The 11937-nt window shown below is 72.3% G+C and carries 10 protein-coding genes; all 10 read right to left on the bottom strand.

The features are described from left to right. Nucleotides 1-35: 35 nt before the first annotated feature. The 10 genes from OOT46_RS01585 to OOT46_RS01540 all read right to left on the bottom strand — a co-directional run bounded on the left by OOT46_RS01585 (nt 36) and on the right by OOT46_RS01540 (nt 11932). A complete protein-coding gene (locus OOT46_RS01585) occupies nt 36-2552 on the bottom strand; it encodes an EAL domain-containing protein (protein ID WP_265401823.1) in 2517 nt (838 codons plus the stop codon). A 13-nt stretch (nt 2553-2565) separates the two neighbouring features. Next, complete coding sequence (locus tag OOT46_RS01580; RefSeq protein WP_265401822.1) at nt 2566-4707, bottom strand: ATP-binding protein; 2142 nt, start codon at nt 4705-4707, stop codon at nt 2566-2568. A 115-nt stretch (nt 4708-4822) separates the two neighbouring features. Then, the gene (locus OOT46_RS01575; RefSeq protein ID WP_265401821.1) at nt 4823-5875 is read right to left on the bottom strand and encodes a hypothetical protein; all 1053 of its coding nucleotides are present in this window, start codon (nt 5873-5875) and stop codon (nt 4823-4825) included. A gap of 27 nt (nt 5876-5902) precedes the next feature. Beyond that, nucleotides 5903-6814 (bottom strand): flagellar hook-associated protein FlgL, encoded by a 912-nt coding sequence (gene flgL / locus OOT46_RS01570; protein WP_265401820.1) that lies wholly within the window; start codon nt 6812-6814, stop codon nt 5903-5905. A 14-nt stretch (nt 6815-6828) separates the two neighbouring features. Next, on the bottom strand, nt 6829-8208 hold the full coding sequence (gene flgK / locus OOT46_RS01565) for a flagellar hook-associated protein FlgK (protein WP_265401819.1): 1380 nt from the start codon (nt 8206-8208) through the stop codon (nt 6829-6831). A 17-nt stretch (nt 8209-8225) separates the two neighbouring features. After that, complete coding sequence (locus tag OOT46_RS01560) at nt 8226-8594, bottom strand: rod-binding protein (protein WP_265401818.1); 369 nt, start codon at nt 8592-8594, stop codon at nt 8226-8228. Nucleotides 8595-8601: 7 nt separating this feature from the next. Next, nucleotides 8602-9720 (bottom strand): flagellar basal body P-ring protein FlgI, encoded by a 1119-nt coding sequence (locus OOT46_RS01555; RefSeq protein WP_265401817.1) that lies wholly within the window; start codon nt 9718-9720, stop codon nt 8602-8604. 16 nt (nt 9721-9736) lie between these two features. Continuing rightward, a complete protein-coding gene (gene flgH, locus OOT46_RS01550; RefSeq protein ID WP_265401816.1) occupies nt 9737-10399 on the bottom strand; it encodes a flagellar basal body L-ring protein FlgH in 663 nt (220 codons plus the stop codon). Then, nucleotides 10399-11187 (bottom strand): flagellar basal-body rod protein FlgG, encoded by a 789-nt coding sequence (gene flgG / locus OOT46_RS01545; protein ID WP_265401815.1) that lies wholly within the window; start codon nt 11185-11187, stop codon nt 10399-10401. The genes flgH and flgG overlap by 1 nt, the downstream gene beginning before the upstream one ends. Nucleotides 11188-11206: 19 nt before the next feature. Beyond that, nucleotides 11207-11932, bottom strand: a complete 726-nt coding sequence (locus OOT46_RS01540) for a flagellar basal body rod protein FlgF (RefSeq protein ID WP_265401814.1) — start codon at nt 11930-11932, stop codon at nt 11207-11209. Between the last annotated feature and the right edge of the window lie 5 nt (nt 11933-11937).

The raw sequence follows: 11937 nt of genomic DNA, 5'->3' as shown, positions 1-11937 counted from the left end.
CGCGCGAGCGCCGCCACCGTCTGCCGATCCGCCCCTCATCCGGCCGCGGGCGCCACGGAAACCAGGCCGGCTGCAGCGCGGCCGCGCCGCAGTGCCTCGCGCACGTGCTCGCGCAGCACCTGGTCGTCCCAGGGCACCGTCAGGCAGGCGTCGAGCCGGCCCTGCGCCTGCGCCTGCCGGGCCGCAGGCAGGTCCAGGGGCCCGCACAGCAGGGTGCGAGCGGGCACCGACGCAGCGCTCGCAGCCGCCTCCATGAACTCGATGCCGCTCATGTCGGGCAGGTGCTGGTGGGCCAGCACCAACTCGGCCCCACCGTGCTGCAGCAGCGCCAGCGCCTCGGACCCGCTGCCGGCCGTGACGATGCTGCAACGCTCGCGCTGCAAGGCCCGCACCAGCGCACGCTGGCTGCCGGCTTCCGCGTGCACGATCAGCAAACGCGGCGGCGCTTCGCTCCCGTCCTGCAGACGCTGCTGCGTCGGCGCCTTGAAGTCGCGCAGAAAATCGCCGAAGGCGGCCGCCGGCACCGGCAGCGCGATCAGGTAGCCCTGCGCCTCGTCACAGCCGTGGCGGTGCAGCAGCTCGAGCTGGGCCGAGCTCTCCACCCCCTCGGCAACCACGCAGCGGCCCAGCTGCCGGGCCATGGCGATCACCCCCTGCACCAGCGCCGCGTCCTGGCCGCCGTCGGCCAGCCGCGCCAGGAAAGAGCGGTCGAGCTTGATCTTGTCCACCGGCAGGCGCTGCAGCAGGTCCAGGCCCGAATGCCCGGCGCCGAAGTCGTCCACCGTGAGGCGCACGCCCAGCTCGTGCAGGCGCCACAGCGTCTCGGTCGCACGGCCGGCCGGATCCAGCGGCAGCGAGGCGCTCAACTCCAGTTCCAGGCGCCCGGCCGGCAGCCGGGTGCGGCGCAGCACCTCGGTCAGCTGCGGCACGAAGTCGGCCCGCTCGAGCTGCAGCGCCGAGACGTTGACGGCCACCGCGCCATCCAGCAGGCCCTGGTCCAGCCAGCGGCGGTGCTGCTCGCAGGCCTGCTCCAGCACCCAGGCGCCCAGCGCGACGATCTGGCCGCTCTGCTCCGCCAGCGGCAGGAAACGCGCCGGACTGAGCTGGCCCAGCCCGGGGTGCTGCCAGCGGATCAGCGCCTCGGCGCCGCAAACGCGGCCGCTGTCGAGGTCGATCACGGGCTGGTAGTGCAGCTCGAACTCGCGCTGCCGTATCGCGGTCTGCAGGCGCTGGCGCAACTCGATGCCTTCATTCAGGCGCAGCACCAGCTCGGGACTGCAGGCCTGCCAGGTGTTGCGTCCGGCCCGCTTGGCCGCATGCAGCGCCACGTCGGCATGGCGCAGCAGCTGCATCGGATCGGCCGCGCTGCCGCTGCCGGACACGGCCACGCCGATGCTGCAACCGGGATAGAGGGTGCGCCCGGCCAGCTCGCAGGGCAGCGCCACCGCCGCCAGCAGCGCCTCGACCACCGGGCGCGCCGCTTCGGCCGAGTCCAGCCCGGGCAGCAGGGCCACGAACTCGTCGTCGCCCAGCCGCGCCAGCAGGTCCTGTGGTCCCAGGCAGGCGGCCAGACGCTGAGCCACCTCGCGCAGCAGGGCATCGCCGGCCGCATGGCCCAGCGTGTCGTTGACTTCCTTGAAGTGGTCGAGGTCGATCGCCAGCGCGACCAGGCGCTGGCCCTGCTGGTGGTTGCGCTCGATCTGCTCGCCCAACAGGTCCTCGATGCGCTCGCGCCCCGGCAGCCCGGTCAGCGCGTCGACAGCGCCGGCGAGGGCCCGCTCGCGCAAGGCCAGCAGCGTCGCGCGCTCGCCCTCCCACTCGGTGTGCGAGGCGCTCAGCTGGAAACGCCGCTGCAGACCGCGGGCATCGGTCAGCGCCAGGTGCTCGCTGCCGTCCTCGATGGCGGACGCAGGCAGGGGCAGCCGCGCACCGATCTGCGCCGCGTCGCCCAGCAGCTGCAGCGCAGCCGGGTTGGCATACAGCAGGCGGCGTGCCGCGCAGACGATCAGCAAGGGATCGGCGCTGTCGTGCAGCACCGCGCGCAGGCTCGCTTCGCGGCGCGCCAGACGGCGCTGTGCCTGGCTCAGCTCGCGCACCGTCTCGACCTCGGTGCGCAGCTGCGCGCGCAGCTGGTCGCGTTCGGCGACCAGCGTTGCCTGGGCCCGGTGGCGCGCCAGTGCACCGCGGATCGCAGCCACCAGCGCACGCGCGTCGATCTCGCCCTTCACCAGGCAATCAGCCGCGCCGCGCGCCAGCAGCTCGCGTTCGCGCTGCGGGTCGCTGCTGCCGAGCAGCAGGATGACCGGCACCGGCCCCGCCGGGCCGTGAGGCAGGCCCAGCAGCGCTTCGCCGCGCTGGGCCCCCAGCTGCGAGGCTGCCAGACAGAGGTCGTGGGCACCGCTCGCGAGGGCGGGCGCAGCCGCCTCCAGGCTGTCCACCCCGCTGAACACGTGCCGCGGCGCCCCGGGGCGGGCACCGGACAGCATGTCCTGCAGCAGCAAGCGGTCTTCCTCGTCGTCATCCACCAACAGGACGCGCACTTCCTGCGTCATGGCCTTGTGTTCCTCATGCCGCGTCCTGCACGGCCACGCCGGCGGCTGCCGGCCGCCCCGGCGCCTCCGCCGGCACCGGCAGCGCTTCCACCTCGCCCTGCTGCAACGGCAGCCGGACGACAAAACAGGCGCCCTGCCCGGGCACCGGGCGCGCCTCGATGCTGCCGCCGTGCCGCTCGGCCACCCGGGCCGCGATCGCCAGGCCCAGGCCGGAGCCTTCGTAGCGGCTGCGCCCATGCAGGCGCTGGAAAGGCAGGAAAACCCGCTCCGCATGCTCGGGGTCGAAGCCCGGCCCCTCGTCGCGCACCTCCAGCTCCACCATGGCGCGGGCGGCCTGGCCCGGCCACGCCGGCGCCACCATGGTGCGCGCCGCGATGCTCACCCGGGGCGGCACGCCGGGATGCGTGAACTTGAGCGCGTTGTCCAGCAGCTGGCGCAGCAGCTGCTGCAGCTGCGCCGCGTCAGCCGACACCACCGGCATCGGCTGCAGGCTCACCTCGGCGCCGCTGCGCCGCAGTGCCGGCTCCAGGTCGGCCAGCACGGCGCGCGCGAGTTCGTACAGGTCGGTGCTGCGGAAAGCCGTCGGAGCCGCCGCGAGGCGCATGTAGTCCTGCAGCCCCGCAAGCAGGCGCGACAGGCGGGCCGCCGCCTGCGTGATGCGGTCGAGGTCCTGCCGGCCCGCGTCGTCGAGGCGGCCCGCCTGGCGTTCACGCAGGCGCTCGGCGAAACCCTGCAGCTTGCGCACCGGCTCCTGCAGCTCCTGCGAAGCCAGCGTCGCGAGTTCGTCCAGCGGGAAGGCCGGCTCGGATCCGCCGGCCGGCTGGCCGGCAGCGACAGAGCCGCTCTCGGCCGCAGGCGGCAGGGCCTGCCGGCCCACCGCCTGGGCACGCGCGCACAAGGCGTCGGACTCGATCGCGGCAGCCGCCACCTGGGCCAGCTGGCCTGCCAGCGCGAGGTCCTCGTGATCGAACTCGCCTTCGTAGCGGTCGGCCAGCTGCAGCACGCCCAGCGGCTCGCCGTCGCGCCCGAACATGGGCACCGCCAGCCAGCCGCGCAGCGCCGGCTGCCCGGGCAAAGCCGCAGCCAAGGTGCTCCAGCGCGGATGACGCTGCAGTTCCTCGCTGCCGAGCAGCAGCGGGCTCGCGTGCTGCATCACCATCGCATAGAGGCCCTGTCCCAGCGCGTCCGGGTCGCCGCCGCGCAGGCCCGCGTGGCGCGAAGACAGCGACATCGCGTGCACCGGCGCGGCACTGGGCGCGGCCGGCCGCAAACTGAGCAGGCAGAGGTGGGCGGGAATCAGGTGGCGGGCGTCGTCGGCGATGCGCTGGGCCAGTTCGGGATGGCCGATCAGGCGGTTGATCTCGACCGAGGCACGGCTCAATCCGAGCAGCCGGGCGTTGTGCGTCTGGGCGCCCCGCAGTGCGTGCCGCAGCGCGTCGTCGGCCAGGCGGCGGGCGGTGACGTCGATGCCGCGCACCAGCAGCCAGGGGCCGGGGCCCGCCGCGTCCGGCGCACGCGAGACCGACAGCAGCACCCACAAGGCATCACCCTGGACCGACAGCGCCCGCACCTCCGCGCCGCCCGGGCCGCTGCCCTCGTGCAGGGCCTGCGCCACGGCGTCGTGGACCTGCACCCGATCGGCCTGTTCGAAGAGGTCTTCGAAAGGACGGCCCAGCACGGCCTCCGGGCTCTGGCCCCAGATGCGCACCGCGCCCGCATTCCAGCGCTGCACCCGTCCTTGCGGATCGAGGACCGCCAGCGCGTCGTCCGCGGCGGTCGACCCCGGCGCCGGCTCGTCCACGGCGGCCGGTGCCGCCTGCGCGATCTGCGCCTGTTCCTGCAGCCGCGCCTGCGCCTGGCGCAGTTCGGCCAGCACTTCGGCATGCCGCTGCTCGGCCCCCTGGAGCGCCTCGCGGGCGGCCTCGGCGTCGCGGCGACGTCGGCGCAGCAGGCTCGCCAGCGGCAACACCGCGGCGCCGCCCGCCGACAGCAGCAGGCCCAGCCCGAGCACCGCCTGCGGCTGGCCGCCGGCCGCTTGGGCGAGTCCGAGCGACGCCGCCGCGCCGACGGCGGCCACTGTCAACGTCCACGCTGCCAGCCTGCCGCCGCCGCGTGGCGCACGCGCGTCGTGCTGCAGCCGGCTGGGTGAGGTCATCCTGTAAGGATATTCAGGAGGGTCGGGCCCGGCGCTCGGTGTTGCCGTAGCGCGACCTAGGAAAAATGCTTATCCGGCCGGAACAGCCGCCACGACACGCCGCAGCGGGCGCAGGTCAGCCGCCGCCCAGGCCGAGCAGGGCCAGCACACGGTGGCGCCCGAGCCCGCTCAAGGCCGGGGCGATGGACTGCAGCAGGTCGTAGCCCGGCTGCGCGGCAGCACGCTCGAACTCGACCGCCTGGCCTTGCGCCCGGCCGGCCTCCTGCAGCGCCGCGCCGGCGTCGAAGCGTTCGCCGCTGCGCGCCAGCGCCTGCTGCACCGACTCGCGCGCGCGCCGCACCCGGTCGAGCGCGTCGAGCACTTCCTGCAGGGTCTCGCGCAGCTTGGCGCGCTGCTCGACGGCCCAGGATTCCGGCCTTACCGCTTCGGGCTCCGCCTCGATGCGGGCGGCATGGAAGGCACCGCCGGGAAAGCGGATGCCGCCGCCGTGCACGGCCAGGCCGTCGCGCACGCGGGCCCATTCCGACTCCGGCGTGCTGAAGACCAGCTCGCCGCGGGCGTCGCGCTCGGCGCGGATGCCGGCTGGCGCGAGCGCCTGGTCGAGGCGCTGCACCAGCTCATCGTCCGACAGCCCGGGCTCCAGGTGCACGCGCACGGCCTTCTGGCCGGCCGCTCCCACGCTGAAGGCCAGCGTCTCGGCGCCGCCGCTGCGCAGGCTCGCCAGCTCCAGGCCGCGGACCGTGAAACGCTGCCGGGCGCTACCCTGCGCAACGTGGGCCAGCCGGCTGTCCAGCGTGCCGCCGCCGGCCTCGGCGCGCCGGCGCCAGTGCGCGGCGAAACGCTGCAGCGAGCGCTCCAGCGAGCCGGCCTGGGCGCCGCCCGCTTCGGCCGAGACGGCCGCGAGGCGGCCGGCCAGCTGGGTCTTGAGCTGCTCCAGCTGGCGCACCGTTTCGTTGAGGAAGTCCAGCGCCCGCTGGGCGCCCGCGAGCTGCTGGTTGAAGCGGGGGTCCCACGAGCGCAGGCCGGCACGCGGCGCGCGCGCGGGCGCGGGCGTCTCGCGGGCGGCGACCGCCGCCTGCCCGGCACTGCGCGGGGCCGCGGGCGCGGCCTCGTCGCTGGCGGCCACGCGCGGCGTGTTGGCGCCGCTGGCGAGGGGGGTGATCTGCATGGCGCAGGGCTCCGGTCGGTCGCTCGCTTACAGCGCGTCGAACAGCGACAGGCGGCTCACCTGGCCATAGGCCTTCTGGGTCGCCTGCAGCGCGGTGGTGTAGCCGTTGAGCCGCACCGCCGCGTCGCCGTAGTCGAGCTGGCCCAGATCGATCAGGGCCTGCTGGTTCGCCAGGCTCACGTTCTCGTGGTTGCCGTCCAGGGTCTCGAGGATGTTCTGCGCGCCGCCCAGCGAGGCGATGCGGTCGCCCACCGTGCCGAGCGTGACATCCAGCCCGTCCAGCGTGTTGCGCAAGGTGTCGCGGGTGACGGGATCGGCCACCGAGGCGCCGGGCGTCCGCAGGGTCTCGACCGTCAGGTCCAGCAGGTTGAGCAGCTCGTGCAGGTCCGACACGTTGACGTTGGCCGGCTGGGTGATGCCATTGCCGACCATGACCTTCTGGGTCACGGTGTTGCCGCCGAAGCTGTAGCGCGCGCCGGCCGCCGCGCCCGTGTCGAGGGCCACCGCCGGCGTCGCGGTGGCGGTGCCCGAGAACATGTAGCGGCCTTCCTGGTCACGGCTGTTGGCGCTGTAGTAGAGGCTGTCGCGCAGCGCGCTCATGGCGTCGGCCATCGCCGCCACGTCCTCGGCGGTGTTGCCGCCGTTGGAGGCCCAGACGAGCAGGTCGCGCGCCTGCAGCATGTCCTGGGTCATGCTGCCGAGCAGCGCCTCGTTTTGGCTCAGGCGGCTTTGCAAGGCGCCGATGTTGTCGCGGTACTGGCCGATCGCGGCGTCCTCGCGCTGCAGGCGCGATACACGCACCTGGCGCACCGGGTCGTCGCTGGGCACCATCAGGCGCTGGCCCGAGGCCATTTGCTGCAGCACCTCGCCGACCCGGGCCGACGCGGTCTGCAGCGCGGTGTTCATGGTGTTGTGGTAGTGGCTGCTGGCGATGCGCATTGTTATGTCTCCGCTCAGGCCAGCATCGCAAGCGTGCTGTCGAACAGCTGGTTCGCCACCGCGATGACTTTCATGTTGGCCTGGTACATCTGTTGGTACTGCATCAGGTTGATGGCTTCTTCGTCGCTGTTGACGCCGCTGGTGGACTTCCAGCTCTCCTCGGCCTGGTTGCGCACGGTCTGGGCGGTCTTCAGCGCGGTCTGGTTCTGCTGGCTGTCGGTGCCGATCTTGCCCACCAGCTGGGTGTAGGCATCGCGCAGCAGCACGTCGCCGAGCGAGCTCAGCGTCACCGGCTGCTGACGCAGCTCGATCAGCTCCAGCAGGTTGTCGCTGTTGCCGGGCTGGGCCGGGTCGGCCGAGAAGCCCAGCGCGTCGGCCGACAGGCTGGTGTCCACCTGCAGCAGGCCGTCGGCGGCGGAGGCGTCGAAGCTGAACAGCGGCGCGCCGGCGCTGCCGTCCATCGCGTAGCCGGCCGCCAGCTGGTCGTTGAAGCGGGTGCTGATGGCCTCGGCCATCTCGCGCACCGAGGCCACCAGCGGCCCGAGCACCCGCTGCTCGAAGTCCTGCAGCCCGCCCAGCGGGCCGCCCAGGCGGTCGGTGGCGAGCGTGAAGCTTTCGCTCGCGAAGCTCAGCACCAGCTTCTGCGTGCCGTCGGGCTGGCCCTGCGCGACGATCGTGGAGGCGGCGTTGCCGACCACCAGCGGTTGGCCGCTGCGCAGCAGCACGTTGCGGCTGCCGTCGGCCTGCTCGACCACCTGGATGCCGACCTGTCCGGCCAGCGCATCGATCTTCTGGTCGCGCTCGTCCATCAGTCCCGAGGGGTTGAGACCGCTGGCGCGGGTGGCCGAAATCTCGCGGTTGAGCGCGGCGATGTCGACCGACAAGGTGTTGATCTGCGCGACGCTCGCCAGGCGCTGCTGGTAGATCGAGGCACGCTGGTTGGACAGCACCTGGTGCAGGCTGTTGAAGCGCTGCGCCAGCGCGTCGGCCGCGGTGACGATCTGGCGCCGCAGCGGGCTGGAGGTGGGCTCGACGCTGGCCGCGTTGAGGGCGCCGAAAAACTGGTCCAGCCCGGCGTTGAGGCTGGAGGCCTCGTCGCCCATCACCTGCTCCAGCTGGCCCAGGTAGGGTTGCACGCTCTCGCGCTGGCCCAGCTCGGACGCGGCGTTCCACAGCTGCAGGCTCTTGTAGCCGTCGCTGAAGCGCTGCAGCGCCGGTACCTTGACGCCGTCACCGGCGCCCATCGAACCCGCCTGGCTGGGCTTGGCGGCGACCAGCAGCACGCCCTGGCGGGTGTAGCCCGGCGTCATGACGTTGGCGATGTTCTGGCTGGCGGTGTTCAGCGCGGCTTGCGCGGCCAGCGAACCGGACAGTGCGTTCTGGATGATGGACATGGCTTCGACGGTGGTGCTTACTCTGCCGAGGCGACCGGTTTCGCGCCGGGCTTAAACGCCCGATCCACCGCCGCCGTCACGCCGGGGGCCTGCGGCGGTAATAGTTGGCGCAGGATGGCGTCGGCGATGCCGAAGGCGCGCTGGCCGGCCAGCGTGTCGGCCGTGCGGCCGTCGGCCATGTCCAGCATGTCCTCGTTGATGCGCTGGTTGGAGGCGCTGTCGTCGGCGGCCATCTCCCGGGTGGTGCGGCGCATCTGGCGCAGCATCTCGGTGATGAAAAAGGCCTCGAACTTCTGCGCCGCGGCCTCGGCCTGGGCGCGCACCTTGTCCTCGGGCGCGCCCGCGGCGGGCGCCGCGCCGGCGGCGGGGGTCAGCAAGGGGTCCATGGCAGGCTTACAGGATCACGAGTTCGCCGTCGATCGCACCGGCCTGGTCCAGCGCCTGCAGGATGGCCATGATGTCGTCGGGCGAGGCGCCGGTACTGTTGACGGTGTCGATGATGGCCTGCAGGCTGGCGCCGGCCGGCCACTTGAACATCTGGCCCGAGCCCTGGTCCACCGCGACCCGGGACTGCGGCGTCGCCACCGTCTCGCCGCGGCCGAAGGGCTGGGGCTGGCTCACCGCGGTGGATTCGGAAATGACCACCTTCAGCGAGCCGTGCGAGATCGCGGCCGCACGCACTCGCACGCCTTCGGCGATCACGACCGTGCCGGTGCGCGAGTTGAACACGACCTTCGGAACCTCCGCGCCGACGTCGATCGGCATCGCTTCCAGCGCGGCCACGAAGGCCACCCGCCGGGTCGGGTCGGCGGGCGCGACCACCTCGACGCTGGTGGCGTCGCGGGTTGTCGCGATGTCGCCGTGACGGCGGTTGATGGCCTCGACGATGTTGGTCGCGGTCTGGAAGTGCGGGCGCTTCAGGCTCAGGCGCACGGTCGGGTTGGAGTCGAAATCGGTCGCGATCTCGCGCTCCACGCTGGCGCCGTTGGGAATGCGGCCCGAGGTCGGTGTGTTCACGGTCACGCTCGACCCGCTGTTGCCCTGGGCCGAGAGACCGCCGACCACCAGGTTGCCCTGCGCCAGTGCATACACCTCGCCGTCGGCCGCGCGCAGCGGCGTCAGCAGCAGCACCCCGCCGCGCAGGCTCTTGGCGTCGCCCAGCGAGGACACCGTGATATCGATGGTCTGGCCGCGCCGGTAGCCGGGCGGAAAGACCGCGCTGACCATCACGGTCGCGACGTTCTTGAGCTTGGTGTCGCCACCGCCGGGCAGCTCGATGCCGAACTGCTTGAGCAGGTTGGTGACCGACTGGCCCGAGAACTTCACCTGGGTGCTGTCGCCGGTGCCGTGCAGGCCGACCACCAGGCCGTAGCCGATCAGCTGGTTCTCGCGCATGCCTTCCACGCGCACCAGGTTGCGCAGCGTTTGCGACGCAGCGGCGGCGGGTGCCGCGAAGGCCGCGATCAGGCCGGCCAGGGCCAGCGCCAGGGCGGCACGGAAGGGGGAGATCATCTCGGAATTCCTTGCTTCAGAACGGCATCACGGGGCTGAAAAACAGCCGGGTCAGCCAGCCGGCGCTGTTGGCATCCGCCATCGCGCCCTGCCCCGCGTAGGCGATGCGGGCGTTGGCAATGCGCTGCGAGGACACGCGGTTGCTGACGTCCACGTCCGCCGGGCGCACATAACCGCTCAGGCGGATGAACTCCTCGCCCTGGTTGAGCGTCAGCACCTTCTGGCCGCTGACACGCATCAGGCCGTTGGGCAGCACTTCCTGCACCACCACCGTGATGGCGCCCTGCAGCGTGTTCTGCTGCGTGCTGGAGGCACTGCCGGAGAAGTCGCGCGAGGCGCCCAGACCGATGTCCGCCTTGAGCGCCTTGCCCGCGAGCACCGGCGCCTTCACCGCGACGTCGCTGTCCTTGCCGATGCTGGTGTCGGCCTTCTTGCTCGCCTGGGTGGTCTCCTGCAGCATCACGGTCAGCACGTCGCCGGGGTGGAACACCCGGCGGTCGGCCACCAGCGACCACGAGCTGCCGCCCGTGAAGACGCCGCCGCCGCTGCCCTTGGCCTGCGGCACGGCGGCCACCGGGGGCGGCGGCTCGTCGGCCAGCGGCGCCTGCAGCGCCTGGGTGGCGCAGCCCTGCAGCAAGGCCGCCAGGGCCAGCGAAACGGAGCAGAAGGCCGTGCGCATCACCGCACCGCCTGCGCCAGCGACTGCAGCATGTTGTCCGCCGCCGACAGCACCTTGGTGTTCATCTCGTAGCTGCGCTGCGCCGCGATCATGTCCACCATTTCCTCCACCACCTGCACGTTGGAGCCTTCCAGCGCGCCCTGCTTGAGCTTGCCGAAGGCCTCCTCGCCGGGGTTGCCCTCGGTGGCGGCACCGCTCGAGGCGGTGGCCTGGTAGAGGTTCTCGCCCAGCGCCAGCAGGCCGGTCGGGTTGACGAAGCTGGCCAGCGTCAGCTGGCCCAGCTCGGTCGGGGTGGCCGAGCCCGGCACCGTGGCCGAGACCACGCCGTTCTCGCCGATCGTGATGGCCGTCGCATTGGCCGGCACCGTGATCTCGGGCAGCAGCGGCAGGCCCTGGGCATTGACCAGGCGGCCCTCGGCGTCCACCTGCAGTTGGCCGGCGCGGGTGTAGGCAGTCTCGCCGTCGGGGCGCGCCACCTGCAGGAAACCGTTGCCCACGATGGCGACGTCCAGGGACTGGCCGGTGGTCTGCAGGTTGCCGGTGGTGAACACCTTCTGGGTGCCGACCACGCGGGTGCCGTTGCCGAGCTGGATGCCCGAGGGCGCCAGCGTGTTGTCGGCACGCTGGGCGCCGGGCTGCTGCTCGACCTGGTAGAACAGGTCCTCGGCGACCACGCGGTCGCGCTTGAAGCCGACCGTGTTGACGTTGGCCAGGTTGTTCGCGATCGCCTGCAGCTTCGCGTCCTGGACCTGCACGCCGGTCTTGCTGATCCACATTGCGGGATTCATGTCCTGTCCTTTCGTGTGTTCACTCGCGGATGAGCCGGTTGCCGGCTTCGGCCATGGAGTCGGCCGCGCGATAGAGCTTCATCTGCAATTCGAAGTCGCGATTGAGGTTCATGGTCGCGACCATCTCCTCGATGGCCGAGACATTGCTGCCTTCGAGGAAACCGCTTTTCACCACCACCGTCTCGTCGGCGGGCAGCTCACCGCCCTGCCGCGGCACGATCAGGCCCGCTTCGTTCTTGCTGATCTCGCCCGACTCGGGGCGCACCAGCTTGAGCTTGTCGACCGGCTGCAGCTCGGCCTGGCCGGGAGGCTGGATCGAGAGGGTGCCGTCGCTGCCGATCTCGACGCGGCTGAAGGGCGGCAGCACGATGGGCCCGCCGTCGCCCAGCACCGGGCGGCCGCCCAAGGTGAGCTGGCCTTCGGCATCCAGCGTGAAGGCGCCGGCGCGGCTGTAGGCCTCGCCCTCGCCCCACTGCACGGCGAAGTAGCCCGGGCCGGTGATCGCGACATCGAGTTCGCGGCCGGTCTGTCGCAGCGCGCCTTCGCGCGAGCTCACCGCGTTGGCCTGCAGGCCGCTCAGATGGCGCGCGTCGTAGCCATAGCCTTCGACCGGCTGCGCGGTGGCCAGCTCGAGGTCGGCGCGAAAGCCCGGCGTCTCGAGGTTGGCGAGGTTGTTGGCATGCACCTGCTGGGCCCGCTGGGCCCGCTCGGCGCCGCTCATGATGGTGTAGATCAGCGCGTCCATGGCCC

This window comes from Aquabacterium sp. A7-Y, assembly GCF_026153205.1.
Lineage (GTDB): Bacteria > Pseudomonadota > Gammaproteobacteria > Burkholderiales > Burkholderiaceae_C > Caldimonas.
Note: the sequence above shows the minus strand (reverse complement) of the source record. Positions and strands in the feature narration are given on the sequence as shown.

Coding starts and splice junctions, on each gene's coding strand:
- OOT46_RS01585 (WP_265401823.1), bottom strand. CDS start 2,552: ATGACGCAGGAAGTGCGCGTCCTGTTGGTGGATGACGACGAGGAAGAC.
- flgG (WP_265401815.1), bottom strand. CDS start 11,187: ATGAATCCCGCAATGTGGATCAGCAAGACCGGCGTGCAGGTCCAGGAC.
- flgH (WP_265401816.1), bottom strand. CDS start 10,399: ATGCGCACGGCCTTCTGCTCCGTTTCGCTGGCCCTGGCGGCCTTGCTG.
- flgK (WP_265401819.1), bottom strand. CDS start 8,208: ATGTCCATCATCCAGAACGCACTGTCCGGTTCGCTGGCCGCGCAAGCC.
- OOT46_RS01575 (WP_265401821.1), bottom strand. CDS start 5,875: ATGCAGATCACCCCCCTCGCCAGCGGCGCCAACACGCCGCGCGTGGCC.
- OOT46_RS01555 (WP_265401817.1), bottom strand. CDS start 9,720: ATGATCTCCCCCTTCCGTGCCGCCCTGGCGCTGGCCCTGGCCGGCCTG.
- OOT46_RS01560 (WP_265401818.1), bottom strand. CDS start 8,594: ATGGACCCCTTGCTGACCCCCGCCGCCGGCGCGGCGCCCGCCGCGGGC.
- flgL (WP_265401820.1), bottom strand. CDS start 6,814: ATGCGCATCGCCAGCAGCCACTACCACAACACCATGAACACCGCGCTG.
- OOT46_RS01540 (WP_265401814.1), bottom strand. CDS start 11,932: ATGGACGCGCTGATCTACACCATCATGAGCGGCGCCGAGCGGGCCCAG.
- OOT46_RS01580 (WP_265401822.1), bottom strand. CDS start 4,707: ATGACCTCACCCAGCCGGCTGCAGCACGACGCGCGTGCGCCACGCGGC.